Here is a 16,589-nt window from a genome sequence, read left to right on the forward strand (position 1 = left end):
TTTCACCCGCACGGCCGCATCTCGGCCCAGCCCCGGGAACGAGGGCGGCGTTTACCGAATTAGTTGACTCTCCGGCCGAAAGCCCCTACCTTCTGACGCTATGGGAGCGCTCCCACCATCCGCGAGGCCGACGGTCAAATTTTGATCACCGGTCGGCAACGGGGATGATGGGGCGTGCCCGCCAAGGTGTCGCCCGGATTCTTTGCGTTCGCGCGTCGATGAGAGGATTCCCCCGTGCCTCAGTACGTTCTCCACGGTGGTGACTACCGCGCCGAGATAACCCCGCTGGGCGCGGCCCTGCGGGTGCTCAGGCACGGCGACCGCGATCTCGTGGCGAGCTGGCCGGAAGAGGGGCCCATCCCGCACTACAGCGGCACCCTCCTCGCCCCGTGGCCCAACCGCCTCGCCGGCGGCGCGTACACCTTCCAAGGTGAGCGGTTCGAGGCGCCGGTGAACGAGCCCGAGCGCGGCCACGCGCTGCACGGCCTGGTGGCGTTCGCCGACTGGGAGGCCGTCGAGCTGCTCGCCGTCGAGGACGACCACGGGTTCGTCCGGCTGGCGCACACGATCGAGCCGTCGCCCGCCTATCCCTTCCGCCTGGCGCTGCAGGTGCGCTACGCCCTCGGTCCCGACGGCCTGACCACCACGCTCACCGCCGAGAACGTCGGCGACCGCCCCGCGCCGTACGGCTGCGGGCCGCATCCGTGGCTGATCGCCGACGACGGCGCGAAGGAGGGCTGGGAGCTGGAGCTGCCGGCCGAGCGCGTGCTGCGCACCGACGAGGTGCTCCTGCCGACCACGCTGGAGCCGGTCGCCGGCACCGATTTCGACTTCCGGGCTCCCCGCCGGCTCGGCGGCACCGTGCTCGACGAGGCGTTCACCGGGCTCGCCGCGGACCCCGGCGGCACGGCGCACGTACGGCTGCGGGGCGCGCGGGGCGGGGTGCGCATCTCCTGGGACGCCGCGACGATGCCGTGGGTTCAGGTCTGCACGGGCACGGGGTTCGGCCACCGGGGCATCGCCGTCGAGCCGATGACCTGCCCGGCCGACGCCTTCAACTCGGGCACCGACCTGGTGGTGCTCGACCCGGGCGGCAAGCACGAGGCGAGCTGGACGATCTCCGTCGTCTGACCGCCCGCACCCCCCGACGACCGGCCACCGGGCCGTCTCGACAGAATCCGACCCTCCCGAGCCAGAACGTCTCGACGAGCCGAAGTGATGTGACCGATGGAGAGCAGGACCAAGCGCCGGCTGTCGGCCGCCCAGCTGGACGCGCTGATCCTTGGAGCGCTGGGAACGGGCGTGGCGTCGGCCGAGGAGCTCACCGACGGCTTCGCCAACGCGGTGTGGCGGCTCAGCCTCGGCGACGGCCGGCAGGTCGTCCTGAAGGTCGCCCCGCCGCCCGATCTCGAGCTGCTGCGCTACGAGCGCGACCTGCTGCGCACCGAGGCGCTGGTGTACCACCTGGCCACGCCCACGGGGCTCCCGCTCCCCCGGCTGCTGCACTCGGGCTTCGACGACCCCGAGCTGGGCGGCGACTACCTGATCATGTCGGCGCTCGACGGGGTGCCGTGGAACCAAGCCACCTCCCTCGGCGACGCCGACGAGCGGGTGCTGCGGCACGAGCTCGGGCGTCACCTGGCCACGCTGCACGCCATCCCCGGCCAGGGCCTCTACGGCTACCCGTACGCCGGGCTCACCGGCCCCACCTGGCGTGACGCGTTCATCGCCATGATGGGCGCCCTCATGGACGACGCCGTGCGCTACGCCACCCCGCTTCCCTGCTCGCTGGTGGACATCGCGGGCGGCATCTACTCAAGCGTGCACGTGCTGGACGAGGTGACCGCCCCCGCGCTGGTCCACTTCGACGTCTGGCCGGGCAACGTCTTCCTCTCGCTGCCCCCGGAGGGCACGCCCGGCATCCAGGCGCTGATCGACCACGAGCGGGCGTTCTGGGGCGATCCGCTGGCCGAATTCATCACCCCGACGATCTTCGGCGAGCTCAGGGACGACGATCCGATCCTGGCGGGCTACCGTGAGGCGGGCGGGAAGCTCGACCTCACCCCGGAGGCCCGCAGGCGCGAGGCGCTCTACCGCGTGTACCTCTACCTGATCCTGCTGGTCGAGAGCGGCCCCAGGCAGTACCCCGAGGAGTCCTACGCCCGCATCCGCGACCTGGCGACCACGGGCCTGACGAACAGCCTGGCGTTCCTCAGGCAGCGGTGACCCATACGGCGACGGGGCCGCGCGCCGCACGCAACGGTGGCCCACCGGCCTCGAAAGGCGGCGGCGGGCGGGTAGGGCCGCCCAGGGACCCGGTCCCCGGGCGGCCGGCCGCTTCCGGCTCGCCTCCGCCGGCACGTCAGGCGCCGGTGTCACGGGGCGAACGGTTGCCCGCGACCAGCTGGTCGGCGGGGTAGGGATCCTTCACGACGCGCACCGGCTGCGTACCGGCTCCGACCCGCTCGTCGGTGCTCTCGGCGCGGTCGTCGACGCCGTCGCCGTCACGGTCGGACACGTGGGCGTGCCGTCCCGCGGGCGTGGTCTCGACGGGAACGTTGACCGGGACGGCGGCCGGGGTGGCCGTCGCCGGCGTGGCGGACGCCTCCGACTCCAGCTTGCGCTCAAGCCGGCGCTTCTCCTCCTCCAGCCGGGCGACGCGGTCGCGCGTCTCGACCCGGGCCTCGCGCAGCTTCCTGCGCTTGGCGCCGGTCCGGCGCATGCCACCGGTGAGCATCATCAGGCCGATCAGGAAGACGGCCGCGGTGGCCGCTCCGGCCAGGAAGAGCTCCAGCTTGCTCAGCTGGAGCGTCCGGTCCAGGACCGTGATCGACGCCGTGACGCCGCCGGTCGCGTCGTTCGCCACCGCGACCAGGGCCGCGCCGGCGAGAAGGATGAACAGTAGGCCCAGCACGATCATGTGACCTCAACTCCAAGTCGCCTCGGTGCCAAGCCCCTTTGGGGGGCCGACAACCGACTGCCCCGCAGCCGCCGGGTTATTCCTCGGCCGCACGTCGCGCCCGGGAGGATCCGCCGGGCCGTCCCCTGGGCAGGGTTTGCCGGGAGGGCGATGTGTGCAATGATTTCAACGGGTGATGAATATGCCGACCACATGTGTGATCGCCGGAGGGGGCCCCGCCGGGGCCGTGCTGGCTCTGCTCCTCGCCCGCGCGGGCGTGGACGTGACGCTCCTGGAGAAGCACGCCGACTTCCTGCGCGACTTCCGGGGAGACACGATCCATCCCTCGACCCTCCAGGTGCTCGACGAGCTGGGCCTGTCCGAGGAATTCCACTCCCTGGCGCACCGCAAGGCGTACGACCTGTCGATCTGGACCGATGACCGCGTCGTCGAGCTGGCCTCCCTGAGAGGGCTCAGGACCAAGTTCCCCTACATCGCATTCGTGCCGCAGTGGGATTTCCTCAACCTGGTCGTCGCGGCGGCCCGGCGCTACCCGTCCTTCCGGCTGGTCATGGAGGCCGAGGTCGTCGGGGTCATCCGCGAGGGCGGCGCGGTACGCGGCGTCCGCTACCGGGACGCCGAGGGCGAGCACGAGCTTCGCGCCACCCTGACCGTGGGGGCCGACGGGCGGCACTCCGACGTGCGGCGGGCGGCGGGCCTGGTGCCGGTGGAGCGCGGCGCCCCCATGGACGTCGCCTGGTTCCGGCTGCCCCGCGAGCAGGGCGATCCGGAGGAGTTCTTCCTGCGCGTCTCCTCTGGCCACATGATGGTCGCGATCAACCGGGAGACGTACTGGCAGCTCGCCTACCTCATCCCCAAGGGGGGCTACAAGCTGCTCCAGGCCGAGGGCATCGAGGCGATGCGCGCGTCCGTCGGCGCGCTGCTGCCCTTCCTCGCCGGCCGCACCGAGAAGCTCAGGGGCTTCGAGGACGTGAGCGTGCTGGTGGTCCTGCTCAACCGCCTGCGGCGGTGGCACAGGCCCGGCCTGCTCCTCATCGGAGACGCCGCCCACGCGATGTCGCCGGTGTTCGGCGTCGGCATCAACCTGGCCGTGCAGGACGCGGTGGCGGCGGCCAACCTGCTCACCGGTCCCCTGCTCGCCGGTGAGGTGCCCGAGTCGCTGCTGCGCAGGCTACAGCGCCGGCGCACGTTCCCCACGGTGGTCACGCAGGCCGCGCAGCGGCTGGTGCAGAACCGGCTGATCCGCCCCGCGCTCAAGGGCTCGGCGAAGCCGCTGCGGCTGCCCGTGGACCCGTCCCGGCTGCCGGTGATCGGCGCCCTGACACGCCGTTTCATCGGCTTCGGCGTCCTGCCCGAGCACGTGCGGTCGCCCTCGGCCGGGGAGTGACGCGGCTCGCCGTTCATACCGCCGCTCGGGACTCGCTTCTCACGGAGTGGACAGTGGGTCGGTTAAGAGGGGATGGTGCAATAGCCTTTCAGGGTGAGCGCCGAACCGATCAACCTGGATTCCTGGCGGGAGCTACCCGCCGCCCAGCAGCCCGACTGGCCCGACCCCTCCGCGCTGGAGCGGGTCGTCACCGAGCTGCAGGGCCTGCCTCCGCTGGTGTTCGCCGGAGAGTGCGACGAGCTCAAGGACCGCCTCGCCGCCGTCGCCCGTGGCGAGGCCTTCGTCCTGCAGGGCGGAGACTGTGCCGAGACCTTCGCCGGGGCCACCGCCGACAACGTCCGCGACAAGCTCAGGACGCTGCTGCAGATGGCCATCGTGCTCACCTATGCCGGCCGCGTCCCGGTCGTCAAGATCGGCCGCGTGGCGGGGCAGTTCGCCAAGCCGCGCTCCAAGCCGACCGAGATCCGCGGCGGCGTCGAGCTCCCGGCCTACCGGGGCGACATGGTCAACGGCTTCGACTTCACCCCCGAGTCCCGCACCCCCGACCCGGCGCGGCTGCTGCGGGCCTACCACTCCTCGGCCGTCACGCTGAACCTCGCCCGGGCCTTCACCAAGGGCGGGTACGCCGACCTGCGCCAGGTGCACGCCTGGAACCAGGACTTCGTGGCCGAGTCCCCGGCGGGCCGGCGCTACGAGCAGCTCGCGCGCGAGATCGACCAGGCACTGGCGTTCATGCACGCCTGCCGGGCCGATCCCGAGGAGTTCCACACGGTCGAGTTCTACTCCTCGCACGAGGCGCTGATCCTCGACTACGACCGCGCGCTGACCCGCGTCGACTCCCGCACCGGCCTGCCGTACGACGTGTCGGCGCACATGGTCTGGATCGGCGAGCGCACCCGCCAGCTCGACGGCGCCCACGTGGAGTTCTTCAGCCGCATCCGCAACCCGATCGGGGTCAAGCTGGGGCCGGCCACCTCCCCCGAGGACGCGCTGGCGCTCATCGACAAGCTCAACCCGGCCAACGAGCCCGGGCGGCTGACCTTCATCGCCCGCATGGGCGCTTCCCGCGTCCGCGACGCGCTGCCCACGCTGGTCGAGAAGGTCCAGGCGAGCGGCGCCCAGGTCGCCTGGATCTGCGACCCGATGCACGGCAACACCTTCGAGGCGCCGAGCGGCCACAAGACCCGCAGGCTCGACGACGTGCTCGACGAGGTGGCGGGCTTCTTCGAGGTCCACCGGGCGCTCGGCACCCATCCTGGGGGCATCCACATCGAGTTCACCGGCGACGACGTCACCGAGTGCGTCGGCGGCGGCCACGCGATCGTCGAGGAGGACCTCGCGCTGCGCTACGAGACGGCCTGCGACCCCCGTCTCAACCGCGGCCAGTCCCTCGACCTGGCCTTCCGGGTGGCCGAGCTCTACCGCTCCAGCTGAGCCCACCCCGAAACGCGAACCGGGGCCCTCCCACCTGGGAGGGCCCCGGTTTCCGGCTGTCCCGGCCGCGTGACCGGACGGCGGTGGAAGTCAGTGCCGTTCCCGAGTGCGGCCGTTCAGGGACGGCGGCCGTCTTCCGGGCCCTCGGCCCCGGCGTCGATGTCGGCCGCGATCTCCTTGCGGATCGCCTCCATGTCGAGCGCCCGCACCTGCCTGATCAGGTCCTCCAGGGCGGGCTCGGGGAGCGCGCCCGGCTGGGCGAAGACCACGATGCCGTCGCGGATCGCCATGACGGTGGGGATCGAGGTGATGTCGAAACCCTCCGCGAGACCGCGCTCGGCCTCGGTGTCGATCTTCCCGAAGGTGATGTCCTCGTGCTTCTGGGAGGCCTTCTCGAAGATCGGCCCGAAGGTCCGGCAGGGCCCGCACCAGGCGGCCCAGAAGTCAAGAAGGACGATGCCCTCGTCGGCGATCTCGTTGAAGTTGGTCTCGTTCACCGCGATGGTCGCCACAGGTGGTTCCTCGTCTCGTGTCTCGTCGATTTCGATCGGCATAACCATCTACCCTGTGCGCGAATTCCTCACCCCGCCCCGCCGCCCGCCATCAGGCACGAACGAAGAACACGAGCCTTCCGGTCAGCGGAGACGCGAAGACGACAGGATCGAGCCGCCGGCTCGGTACCACCTGGGTCCCGCCGGTCAGGAGACCACGTCCAGGACGGGGTTCGTACCGGCCATCATCGTTTCGACGGCGGCTCGGTCGGGAAGCGACGGGCTGGCCCCGGCACGGGTGGTGGCGAGCGCGCCGGCGGCCATGGCGCGCCGGATCGCGGTGCCGTCGTCCATCCCGGCGGCGAGGGCGGCACCGAGGAACCCGGTGAAGGCGTCGCCCGCGGCCGTCGTGTCGACGGGTGTTACCGGGTAGGCGGGGAAATGGCGGGTACGCGCGGCGGTGACCGAAAGGGCACCGCCCGAACCGAGGGTGATGAGGGCGTGCCCGACGCCGCGGTCGAGAAACCAGGACGCCGCTCGCCCGGCGGACTCCAGGTCGGTCACCGCGACCCCGGTCAGCGCCCCGGCCTCACTCTCGTTCGGCGTCACGACGTCGACGTGGCGCCACACGTCCTCCGGAAGCTCCTGCGCGGGGGCCGGGTCGAGCACCACCGTCAGCCCCGCGGCCGCCCCCGCCTTCGCCGCGTGGCAGGTGACCTGCGTGGGGATCTCCAGTTGGAGCAGGAGCACGCTGACCACGTCTTGGACGGCCCGGATGCCGTCGTCGGCCATCTCCGTGTCGAGGGAGGCGTTGGCCAGCGGGGTGATGACGATGTCGTTCTCGCCGGAGGCGTCCACCCGGATGTGCGCGACGCCGGTGCGGCCTTCGACCGTGCGGATCTGCGTCAGCGCGACTCCGTGGGACCGCAGGCCGGACATGACGATCTCGCGGAACGGATCCCGTCCCACGCAACCGGCGAGCCACGTGGGAGACCCGGCGCGAGCGGCGGCGACGGCCTGGTTGGCGCCCTTGCCTCCGAGGACGAGGGTGCAGTCGTCGCCGAGCACGGTCTCACCGCGGCCTGGGAGCCGCCGGCTGAACGCCGTGACATCAGCGGTGATGCTCCCCACGACGAGCACGCCATTCGGTTTCATGCGATCCTCTCCATCCGCCGGAGGTCAGACTCCGGTGGGGTGCCAGACGGTCTTGGTCTCCAGGAAGGCGGTCATCCGGCCGGTGCCGGGGTCGGCGAGCCAGTCGGTCTGCCCGGACGGGCGCAGTACGCGCTTGAGGTTCTCGGCGCCCGCCCGCTCGCAGGCGACGGCGAGTTCCCCGGACGCGCCGGCCAGGTCGAGGGCGTTGACGTCCATGTGAGCGGCGAGCCAGGGGGCCAGCTCCGAACGGCTGCCGGTGAGGATGTTGACGACGCCGCCGGGAAGGTCGGAGGTGGCCAGCACCTCGGCCAGGGTGATGGACGGCAGCGGCGCCTCATCGGATGCCACGACCACGCAGGTATTGCCGGTGACGATCACCGGGGCGATCACCGAGACGAGGCCGAGGAGCGGGCTCGACGGTGCGATCACCGCGACGACGCCGGTCGGCTCGGGCGTGGACAGGTTGAAGTACGGCCCGGCGACCGGGTTGGCCGAACCGGAGACCGAGGCGATCTTGTCGGCCCAGCCCGCGTACCAGACCCAGAGGTCGATCGTGGCGTCCAGCTCGGCCGTGGCCGTACTGCTGGGCATTCCCGCCGCCCTGAGTTCCGCGACGAACTGCTGCCGCCGGCCCTCCAGCATTTCTGCGATCCGGTACATGATCTGGCCTCTGCCGTAGGCCGTGGACCCGGACCAGCCCGGGAAGGCCTTGCGCGCGGCGGACACCGCGTCGCGGGCGTCCTTGCGGGAGGCGCGGGCGGCGTTGGCGAGGAAGTCGCCCTTCGGGCCGGTCACCACGTACGACCTGCCGGACTCGGAACGCGGAAAGGCGCCCCCGATGAACAGCTTGTAGGTCTTGCGCACGGTCAGTCGCCGATCAGACATCGAGATACGCCTCCAGTCCATGCCGGCCGCCCTCACGGCCGTATCCGGACTCCTTGTAGCCGCCGAACGGCGACGTGGGGTCGAAGCGGTTGAAGGTGTTGGCCCAGACGACCCCGGCGCGGAGCTTGTCGGCCATCCACAAGATCCTGGACCCCTTCTCGGTCCACACCCCAGCCGACAGACCGAACGGGCTGTTGTTGGCCTTCTCCACCGCCTCGGCCGGAGTACGGAACGTCAGAACCGACAACACCGGGCCGAAGATCTCCTCACGGGCGATCCGGTGCGACTGCGCCACCCCGGTGAACACCGTCGGCGGGAACCAGAACCCCTTGTCCGGAATCGGACACGAAGGAGACCAGCGCTCGGCACCCTCCCGCTCCCCCGCCTCGCTCAACGACCTGATCTTCGCCAACTGCGCAGCCGAGTTGATCGCCCCGATATCGGTGTTCTTATCCAGCGGGTCACCGAGGCGCAGCGACGACAGACGCCGCTTGAGCGCCTCCAGCAACTCGCCCTCGATCGACTCCTGCACCAGCAACCGCGAACCCGCGCAGCACACATGCCCCTGATTGAAGAAAATGCCCGTGACGATGCCCTCCACCGCCTGGTCGAGCGCGGCGTCGTCGAACACGATGTTCGCGGCCTTGCCCCCCAGCTCCAGCGTCAGCTTCTTGCCCGACCCGGCCACCGAACGGGCGATCAGCCGCCCGACCTCGGTGGACCCGGTGAAGGCGACCTTGTTGACGTCCGGGTGGTTCACCAGCGCCTGGCCGGTGGCTCCCGCGCCCGTCACGATGTTGACCACGCCGGGAGGCAGATCGGCCTGCCGGCAGATCTCGGCGAACGCCAGCGCGGTCAGCGGCGTGGTCTCGGCCGGCTTGAGCACCACGGTGTTCCCGCACGCCAACGCGGGCGCGATCTTCCAGGCCAGCATCAGCAACGGGAAGTTCCACGGGATGACCTGAGCGGCCACCCCCAGCGGCCGGGGATCGGCCCCGAGGCCGGCGTGGCCGAGCTTGTCGGCCCACCCGGCGTAGTAGAAGAAATGCGCCGCGACCAAGGGGAGGTCGACATCGCGGGACTCGCGGATCGGCTTGCCGTTGTCCAAAGACTCCAGCACCGCCAGCTCACGTGACCGCTCCTGGATGATCCGGGCGATCCGGAACAGGTACTTGGCGCGCTCACGGCCGGGGAGCTGGCTCCACACCGACTCATACGCCTTACGCGCCGCCGACACAGCCCGGTCGACGTCGGCCTCGCTCGCCAGCGAGAACTCCGAAAGCACCTCTTCGCTCGCCGGGTTGATGGTCTTGTCGCGCTCATCGCCCAGGGAGTCGACCCACTCGCCGTTGACGAACAGCCCATACGAGGGCCGGATGTCGACAACGTCGCGCGACTCGGGCGCCGGTGCGTATTCGAACATGGGGCCCGCCTCAGTCAAGGGTGAAGTAGTCAGGACCGGCATAACGCCCGGTCGCCATCTTCTGACGCTGCATCAGCAGATCGTTCAGCACACTGGAGGCGCCCAGCCGGAACCAGTCAGGGTCCAGCCAGTCGGGCCCGGCGGTCTCATTCACCAGCACCAGGTACTTGATGGCGTCCTTGGTGGTGCGGATCCCGCCGGCGGGCTTGACGCCCACCATCCGCCCGGTCTGGGCGCGGAAGTCCCGCACCGCCTCCAGCATCACCAGCGTCACCGGCAACGTGGCCGCCGGGGACACCTTGCCGGTGGAGGTCTTGATGAAATCGGCCCCCGCCAGCATCGCCAGCCAGGACGCCCGCCGCACGTTGTCGTACGTCGCCAGCTCACCGGTCTCCAAGATCACCTTCAGATGCGCGTCACCCTTACCCGCGGCGCTCTCGCCGCGGGCGCAGGCGGCCTTGATGGCGACGATCTCCTCGAAGATCTTCCGGTAGTCCCCCGACAGGAACGCCCCGCGGTCGATCACCATGTCGATCTCGTCGGCGCCCGCCTCGACCGCCAGCGCGGTGTCCTCCACCTTGACCGCCAGGGAGGATCTGCCGCTGGGGAAGGCGGTGGCGACGCTCGCCACCCGCACCCCCGAGCGCCCCAGCGCCCGCACCGCCTCGGCCACCAGATCGGGATACACGCACACGGCCGCCACCCTCGGAACCGAAGGATCGCCCGGATCGGGCCGGACCGCCTTGGCGCACATCGCCCGCACCTTGCCCGGGGTGTCCGCCCCCTCCAGCGTGGTGAGATCGACCATGGAAATGGCCAGGTCAATGGCCTGCGCCTTGGCGGTCGTCTTGATGGAACGGGTGCCCAGCATCGCGGCACGCTGATCGGCACCCACCCGATCGACACCCGGCAGGCCATGCAGAAATGCCCGCAACGTGCCGGAGGACGACGTGATGCCGCCGGTGTCGAGATGGCCGGTGCCGATGTGGTCGACGCCCGTGGTGGCGTGGCTCATCTGGATCGTGTCTTTCCTGCTCGTGGAGGGGTGGCGGCTCCGCCACCGGGCTTCCGGGGCTGCGCCGTCGAGGCCCGATCGATGAGCTTGGTACCGAGGACGATGCGACGAGGGATGTCCTTGACATACTGCGGGTCCAACCGGCGAAGGAGCAGCCGCATCGCGAGGACTCCTTGCTCCACCATCGGCCGGTCGATCACGGTGAGCGGCGGCCGGAGCAGCGGGCCGGTGTCCAGGTCGTCGAAACCGATCAGGCTCACCTGGCCGGGAACGTCGACCCGCATGTCGTGGAGCGCCTTGAGAGCGCCGAGGGTCATGAGGTTGTTCGCGGTGAAGACGGCGGTGGGGGGCTCCGGCAGCGACAACAGGGACAAGGTGAGCTGGTAGCCGCTCTGCTCGCGGAAGTCGCCGACGAGGTCGTGCTCGGGGGCGATGTCGGCGCCCCCGGCCGCGAGCGCTTCCAGGAAGCCCTCCCGGCGGCAGCGGCCGGGCGTCGTGTCCGGCGGGCCGCTGATCGCGGCGATTCGGGTGTGGCCGAGCTTCAGCAGGTGCTCGGCCGCCTGCCGGCCTCCGCCGGCGTTGTCGACCAGAACCGAGTCGAAGCGCTCGCCGCCCGCCAGATCGCGGTCGATGAACACCAGCGGCACGTCGGCGTCCCTGAGGTTCAGCGGGGTCCGGTCCTGTTCCGTGGCGGGCGCGAGGATGAGGCCGTCCACCCGGCGCACCATGTCGGCGAGCACGTCGTCCTCCCGCTCGCTGCTCTCGTCGCTGTTGGCGAGCAGGATGCGGTACGACTCCGCCCGGGTGACGGACTCCATCCCCTTGACGACCTTGGCGAAGTAGGGGTTGGTGATGTCCGGGACGACGACTCCGATGGTATGGGTGCGCCCGGATTTCAGGGACTGCGCCGCGGCACTAGGCCAGTAGCCCAGCTCATCCACGGCCGCCTGGATGGCCTCGGACGAGCGCACCCGCCGGCCACGCAGGAAACGCGAGACGGTCGCGGCGGATACACCGGCGTGTGCCGCCACGTCATGGATGGTGATCAAGTGCGCTCCTGGTGAAACCGTTGTCACATAATGGTTGCACCCCAGCCTGCGACCACGTCAACAGCGAGCACCCGCCCTGTTGCCGACTTGTTATTCGGATAGATTTTCCGGGACTCCACCCCGACAGGAGGCCGCAAGTGCTACCAGCCGGCCCGCAGGTCCACCAAGCATGGGCTCAGCATGTGAAACCGTTGTCACCACCCGCGTGGCCAGCGGCTTCCACCCTCGGCGCCTCGCGCCGGCCACGGACCGACATGTCACGAATTTGTGTCGTTGTGTTACTTCCACTGCCACCCCCTTGACAGCGGATCGGCATCGAGGCAATCGTCCTACCTGCAACTATGCCGAAGTACCGCCGCATTTCGGGCGGGCATATCTTGCCAAAGGAGTGTCGGGTGATCGGTCCTGAAGGACGACACGGACGTTGGCGATTGTCCAACGCCCGAGGGAAACCGTTGTCAGTTTGACCTCGTCACGCGCTGAGACGGTCCCTTCGCGCGCTCCCCTGCCCGTGCCGTGACGAGTCCCGGTTCGTCGTGCCGGCCTGCCGTACCCAGCACGGCTCCCCCGCCTTCCGGCCCTGTCGGTGGGCCCTGCGGCCGGCACGGGATTCGCGTTCCCGTCGCCACGCCGTCTGCTCAACCCCCCAGAAAGGCTCCTGTCATGTCCTCGTCCTTTTCTCGTCGTGCCTTCCTGTCCGGTGTGGGCGGCGTGTCCCTCCTCGCCGCCGGGACCGCGCTGAGCGCCTGCTCGTCCTCCTCCACCACCTCCTCGGCCTCCGGCCCCGCCAAAGTGAACTTCCAGCTCGGATGGCTGGCCAACGTCGAGAACATGGGCCTGTTCATGGCCGACCACGCCGGCTACTTCAGGGACGAGCAGCTCGACGTCACGCTGACGCCAGGCGGCCCCTCGGTGGTCGTCGAACCGCTCGTGATCAGCGGCAAGGCCCTGGTCGGCCTCGACTCCGTCGACACCATCGCCAAGGCGCGCAACGAGGGCGCGGCCCTGAAGATCGTCGCCGCGACCATGCAGGTCAACCCGACCGCCATCATGTCCCTCTCCTCGGCTCCTGTGAACACGCTGAAGGATCTCGTCGGCAAGCGGCTGGGCGTCCAGCAGAGCGGTGTGGAGATCATGAACACCGTGTTCAAGGCGAACGGCATCGACCCGGCCGACGTGACCTTCGTACCGGTCCAGTTCGACCCGTCGCCCCTGGTGGCCGGGGACTGCGACGCGTTCATGTCGATGCTGGCGAACCAGCCGATCCAGCTGGAACTCCAGGGCGTGCAGACGAAGGCGTTCACGCTGGACCAGTACGGCTACAACGTGTGGGCCGACGTGCTGCTCGTAAGCGAGCAGACGCTCGCCGACAAGGCCAAGCGCGAGCAGGTCGTCAAGATCGTCCGCGCCACCGCGCGCGGCTGGCAGGACGCGCTCAAGGACACCGACGCCGCGGCCAAGCTGGTCGTCGAGAAGTACGGCAAGAGCCTCAATCTCGATCTGAAGGCGCAGCAGAAGACCGCCGCGGCGTTCCGATCGGTCATCGAGACCAAGGATGCCAAGGCGAACGGCCTGCTCACGATGAGCGCCGAGGGCATCGCGGCCAACATCGCCACCCTGACCTCGCTGGGCGTCAAGGCCACCGCCGAGGAGCTGTTCGACACGAGCATCCTCAGCGAGGTCTACGCCGGCAAGAACCGCCTCTGAAGTCCCCTCCCGCCCACCGTCCATTCCGAAGAGGAGCGCATCGCAGTGCCCGTCTCCCACACCGAAGATCCCTGGACTCGTGTCACCAGCGTGCGCGGATTCCCCGCCGACGAGCTGATCTCCGCCCTGCAGAAGTCCGTGCGCCGCGGCTTGATGGAGAACGCGCTGCTCATCGCGCGTGAGATGTACGAGAGCAGTGCCGAGCTGGAGGAGGTGATGTGGTCACGCCTCCTCGTGATGTCGTGCGAGGACGCCGGCACCGGCACCTTCGCCGAGCCCGTCGTCGTCGACACCCTGTACCGCATGCACCAGCGCATGTCTCGCGATGCCGGCGACAGGTGGCTGTTCGCGGTGCACGCCGTACGGTTCCTGGTCAGCAGTACGAAGGACCGCACGACCGACGAGCTCGGGCTGTGGGCCGTCCACATGCTGCGCAGCGGGGAACGGCTCCCCGAGATCCCTGAATACGCCCTCGACATGCACACCCGCCGTGGGCAGGAGATGGGCCGCGACTTCACGCACTTCCTGCGGGAAGGCTCGAAGGTGGACAACGAGATCCCCGGCCGTGACACCTCCTACCGCGAGTTGCTCCTCGACATCGTGGCGGAGGGAAAGTGGGACGGGTGACGCCCGCCGCGCACGCCGCGACGTCGCCTCCCGCGGACCCGCCGAGCGCGGAGGGCCTGTCCGCGGAGGCCGTCAGCAGAACCTTCAACGTCGGGGCGACCGAGGTTCCCGCGCTCCGGGACATCGATCTGCACACCCGGCACGGTGAGTTCACCGCCCTGCTCGGCCCGTCGGGATGCGGCAAGTCCACGCTGTTGCGCATATTCGCCGGTCTGGAGCGCCCGTCCTCCGGCACGGCGTACGTGCACGGCCGTGCTCCCGACGACCTGCGGCGCGAGCATCGCATCGGCGTCGCCTTCCAGGACGCCGCCCTGCTCCCCTGGCGCAGCGTCGAGGCCAACATCGCGCTGCCCTTCGAGGTCGCGGGCCGGCCGGTGAGCCGGACGGCCGTGGCCGACCTGGTGCGCCTGGTCGGGCTCACCGGCTTCGAGAAGGCCCGTCCCGCCCAGCTGTCCGGCGGCATGCGCCAGCGGGTGGCGCTCGCGCGCACCCTCGCCGGGGAGCCGGAGGTCATGCTGATGGACGAGCCGTTCGGCGCGCTGGACGAGATGACCCGCCAGCGGCTCAACCTGGAGACGCAGCGGATCTGGCTGGAACGCAGGACCACGACCCTCCTGGTCACCCACTCGATCAGCGAGGCGGTGTTCCTGGCCGACACCGTGGTGGTGATGGGCGCACGCCCGGGACGGATCATCGACACGGTACGGATCGACCTGCCCCGGCCGCGAGGCGTCGAGGTGACACGCTCGGCGGAGTTCCACGCGCTCTGCGACCACCTCAGCGAGCGGCTCTTCGGCCAGGGTGACCATGGCGAGGCGGGCTCCGGCCCGCACGGGGACCTCACGTGAACCCTCTCGTGGCGACCGGGCGCGCCGCGGTCACCGCCGGCGCGCGCACCGGCGCCCGCCGCTGGGCGGGCCCGGTGCTCGGCATGGCCGGGCTGCTCCTGGTCTGGGTGGTCCTCGCGCGGGTCTTCACCGGCCTGCGGGTCATTCCCGCACCGTGGGCGGTCCTCCAGGCCATCTGGGACGACCGCGCCATCTACTCCGGCAACATCGCCACCACGCTGTCCGAGGCGGCCATCGGCTTCCTGTGGGGCAACCTGCTGGCCGTCGCGCTCGCCGCCGTCTTCGTCCAGGTCCCCGCCGTGGAGAGGCTGCTGCTGCGCATCGCCGTCGCGAGCTACTGCGTACCGCTCGTCGCCATCGCGCCCATCCTGGTCATCGTGCTGCCCGGCGACGTCCCCAAGCAGGCGCTGGCCGGGCTGTCGGTCTTCTTCACCACCTTGACGGCCGCCGTACTGGGACTGCGGTCCGCCGACCGCAGCGCGATCGAGCTCATCCGCTCCCTCGGTGGCGGCTCGTTCATGGTGCTGCGCAAGCTTCGCCTGCTGGCCGCGTTGCCCAGTCTGTTCGCGGGACTCAAGATCGCGGCGCCCTCGGCCCTGCTCGGCGCGATCATCGGCGAGTACCTGGGCTCCAGCAGCGGGCTCGGCGTGATGCTGGTGCAGGCGCAGTCGTCGTTCCAGGTGGCGCGCACCTGGGGGGTGGCGCTCGTCATCTCGGCCCTGGCGGGAATCGGCTACGCGGTGGTCGCGATCATCGCCCGCCGGTTCACCCCGTGGGCGGCCCGGGACGTGAGCGTGGGCGTGGGAGCCGTGGCGCCGCGGGCGTCCGGCGGCCGCCTGCGGTCCCTCCTCGCCGGGGCTGCCGGGCTGGCCGGCTCGATCCTCCTCGTCGTGGCCGCCTGGTACGCGGTCATCCGGGGTTTCGCCCTCGATCCGTACTTCGCCAAGACCCCGGCGGACGTCGCGGCCCATCTCTTCGCCGGTGACGACGCCGCCGAGCATCGGCGACGCCTGCTGACGGCGCTGGGCACGACGCTGCTCGACGCGGGCGTCGGCTACGTCGTCGGCATGATCGCCGCGTCGCTGGTCGCCGGCGCCCTGGTGGCGTTCCGCGGCGCCGAACAGGTCGTGCTGCCGATCGCGATCGTGTTGCGGTCCATTCCCTTGGTCGCCCTGACGCCGTTGCTCGCCCTCATCTTCGGGCGTGGGCTGCTCGGCGTCACGGTCGTCGTCGCCGTGGTCACCTTCTTCGCCACCCTCGTGACGGTGAGCCAGGGACTTCGCGCGGCCCCTGCGCTCGCCTGTGAGGTCATCACCTCGCTCGGCGGCGGGCAGGTCATGGTCACCAGGAAGGTACGGCTGCTGTACGCGCTTCCCTCGCTGTTCGCGTCGGCACGCATCGCGATCCCCGGTGCGATCGCCGGCGCCACCCTCGCGGAGTGGCTCGCCAGCGGCAGCGGGCTGGGCAGCCTGCTCGTCGCGGACTACACCGCCTCCCGCTTCGCGGCGCTCTGGTCGGGCTCCGTGATCATCGTCCTGGTCTCCGTGGCCCTGTACGCCCTCGTCGCCGCACTGGAGCGTCCGGTGGTCGCGCGTTACGCGCCGCAGCGAGTGGATTGACGGCCGAGAGTCTCTCATCGACGACAAAG

At 70.4% G+C, this 16,589-nt stretch carries 15 protein-coding genes; 8 read left to right on the forward strand and 7 right to left on the reverse strand.

Features of this window, described 5'->3' with window-relative positions; all coding sequences use genetic code 11:
• The first annotated feature begins 234 nt into the window (after positions 1-234).
• Together ACOZ38_RS26550 and ACOZ38_RS26555 are read left to right on the forward strand one after the other, a co-directional pair.
• The gene (locus ACOZ38_RS26550) at positions 235-1,131 is read left to right on the forward strand and encodes an aldose 1-epimerase family protein (RefSeq protein ID WP_424533878.1); all 897 of its coding nucleotides are present in this window, start codon (positions 235-237) and stop codon (positions 1,129-1,131) included.
• Positions 1,132-1,227: 96 nt separating this feature from the next.
• Positions 1,228-2,226, forward strand: a complete 999-nt coding sequence (locus ACOZ38_RS26555) for a phosphotransferase family protein (RefSeq protein ID WP_424533879.1) — start codon at positions 1,228-1,230, stop codon at positions 2,224-2,226.
• 136 nt (positions 2,227-2,362) lie between these two features.
• Here ACOZ38_RS26555 and ACOZ38_RS26560 read toward each other — a convergent pair whose 3' ends face one another.
• Positions 2,363-2,920, reverse strand: a complete 558-nt coding sequence (locus ACOZ38_RS26560) for a hypothetical protein (RefSeq protein WP_424533880.1) — start codon at positions 2,918-2,920, stop codon at positions 2,363-2,365.
• A 181-nt stretch (positions 2,921-3,101) separates the two neighbouring features.
• On the opposite strand from ACOZ38_RS26560, the gene ACOZ38_RS26565 reads away from it, so the two are divergent.
• Positions 3,102-4,307 carry an FAD-dependent oxidoreductase gene (locus tag ACOZ38_RS26565; RefSeq protein WP_424533881.1) on the forward strand — a complete coding sequence of 402 codons (1,206 nt, stop codon included), beginning with the start codon at positions 3,102-3,104 and terminating at the stop codon, positions 4,305-4,307.
• A 93-nt stretch (positions 4,308-4,400) separates the two neighbouring features.
• Positions 4,401-5,741 (forward strand): class II 3-deoxy-7-phosphoheptulonate synthase, encoded by a 1,341-nt coding sequence (locus ACOZ38_RS26570; RefSeq protein WP_405150815.1) that lies wholly within the window; start codon positions 4,401-4,403, stop codon positions 5,739-5,741.
• A 116-nt stretch (positions 5,742-5,857) separates the two neighbouring features.
• Here the strand turns inward: ACOZ38_RS26570 and ACOZ38_RS26575 are convergent, their stop codons facing one another.
• The 6 genes from ACOZ38_RS26575 to ACOZ38_RS26600 all read right to left on the reverse strand — a co-directional run bounded on the left by ACOZ38_RS26575 (position 5,858) and on the right by ACOZ38_RS26600 (position 11,759).
• Positions 5,858-6,253 (reverse strand): thioredoxin family protein, encoded by a 396-nt coding sequence (locus tag ACOZ38_RS26575; protein ID WP_405152073.1) that lies wholly within the window; start codon positions 6,251-6,253, stop codon positions 5,858-5,860.
• A gap of 186 nt (positions 6,254-6,439) precedes the next feature.
• Positions 6,440-7,387: a ribokinase gene (locus ACOZ38_RS26580; RefSeq protein ID WP_424533882.1), complete on the reverse strand. Its 948-nt coding sequence runs from the start codon at positions 7,385-7,387 to the stop codon at positions 6,440-6,442.
• Positions 7,388-7,411: 24 nt separating this feature from the next.
• Positions 7,412-8,272, reverse strand: coding sequence for an aldehyde dehydrogenase family protein (locus ACOZ38_RS26585; protein ID WP_424533883.1), 861 nt, complete (start codon positions 8,270-8,272; stop codon positions 7,412-7,414).
• Entirely contained in the window at positions 8,265-9,695 is a 1,431-nt protein-coding gene (locus ACOZ38_RS26590; protein WP_424533884.1) for an aldehyde dehydrogenase family protein, read from the reverse strand. Before ACOZ38_RS26590 ends, ACOZ38_RS26585 begins: the two co-directional genes overlap by 8 nt.
• A gap of 10 nt (positions 9,696-9,705) precedes the next feature.
• Positions 9,706-10,710 (reverse strand): deoxyribose-phosphate aldolase, encoded by a 1,005-nt coding sequence (deoC, locus tag ACOZ38_RS26595; RefSeq protein ID WP_424533885.1) that lies wholly within the window; start codon positions 10,708-10,710, stop codon positions 9,706-9,708.
• A complete protein-coding gene (locus tag ACOZ38_RS26600; RefSeq protein WP_424533886.1) occupies positions 10,707-11,759 on the reverse strand; it encodes a LacI family DNA-binding transcriptional regulator in 1,053 nt (350 codons plus the stop codon). Before ACOZ38_RS26600 ends, deoC begins: the two co-directional genes overlap by 4 nt.
• A gap of 663 nt (positions 11,760-12,422) precedes the next feature.
• On the opposite strand from ACOZ38_RS26600, the gene ACOZ38_RS26605 reads away from it, so the two are divergent.
• Genes ACOZ38_RS26605 through ACOZ38_RS26620 form a run of 4 tightly spaced genes read left to right on the forward strand, consistent with a single transcriptional unit; the run spans position 12,423 to position 16,560 of the window.
• Entirely contained in the window at positions 12,423-13,466 is a 1,044-nt protein-coding gene (locus tag ACOZ38_RS26605) for an ABC transporter substrate-binding protein (RefSeq protein WP_424533887.1), read from the forward strand.
• A 45-nt stretch (positions 13,467-13,511) separates the two neighbouring features.
• Positions 13,512-14,093 (forward strand): hypothetical protein, encoded by a 582-nt coding sequence (locus ACOZ38_RS26610; RefSeq protein WP_424533888.1) that lies wholly within the window; start codon positions 13,512-13,514, stop codon positions 14,091-14,093.
• Positions 14,081-14,941 carry an ABC transporter ATP-binding protein gene (locus tag ACOZ38_RS26615; protein ID WP_424533889.1) on the forward strand — a complete coding sequence of 287 codons (861 nt, stop codon included), beginning with the start codon at positions 14,081-14,083 and terminating at the stop codon, positions 14,939-14,941. The genes ACOZ38_RS26610 and ACOZ38_RS26615 overlap by 13 nt, the downstream gene beginning before the upstream one ends.
• A complete protein-coding gene (locus ACOZ38_RS26620; RefSeq protein WP_424533890.1) occupies positions 14,938-16,560 on the forward strand; it encodes an ABC transporter permease in 1,623 nt (540 codons plus the stop codon). Before ACOZ38_RS26615 ends, ACOZ38_RS26620 begins: the two co-directional genes overlap by 4 nt.
• Positions 16,561-16,589 lie beyond the last annotated feature (29 nt).

The organism is Sphaerisporangium viridialbum, from assembly GCF_049674955.1.
Taxonomy (GTDB): Bacteria; Actinomycetota; Actinomycetes; order Streptosporangiales; family Streptosporangiaceae; genus Sphaerisporangium; species Sphaerisporangium viridialbum.

What these genes read in the sequence shown, in the direction of transcription:
- ACOZ38_RS26585 (WP_424533883.1), bottom strand. Translation starts at nt 8,272, where the DNA reads ATGTCTGATCGGCGACTGACCGTGCGCAAGACCTACAAGCTGTTCATC.
- ACOZ38_RS26555 (WP_424533879.1), top strand. Translation starts at nt 1,228, where the DNA reads ATGGAGAGCAGGACCAAGCGCCGGCTGTCGGCCGCCCAGCTGGACGCG.
- deoC (WP_424533885.1), bottom strand. Translation starts at nt 10,710, where the DNA reads ATGAGCCACGCCACCACGGGCGTCGACCACATCGGCACCGGCCATCTC.
- ACOZ38_RS26605 (WP_424533887.1), top strand. Translation starts at nt 12,423, where the DNA reads ATGTCCTCGTCCTTTTCTCGTCGTGCCTTCCTGTCCGGTGTGGGCGGC.
- ACOZ38_RS26580 (WP_424533882.1), bottom strand. Translation starts at nt 7,387, where the DNA reads ATGAAACCGAATGGCGTGCTCGTCGTGGGGAGCATCACCGCTGATGTC.
- ACOZ38_RS26565 (WP_424533881.1), top strand. Translation starts at nt 3,102, where the DNA reads ATGCCGACCACATGTGTGATCGCCGGAGGGGGCCCCGCCGGGGCCGTG.
- ACOZ38_RS26560 (WP_424533880.1), bottom strand. Translation starts at nt 2,920, where the DNA reads ATGATCGTGCTGGGCCTACTGTTCATCCTTCTCGCCGGCGCGGCCCTG.
- ACOZ38_RS26590 (WP_424533884.1), bottom strand. Translation starts at nt 9,695, where the DNA reads ATGTTCGAATACGCACCGGCGCCCGAGTCGCGCGACGTTGTCGACATC.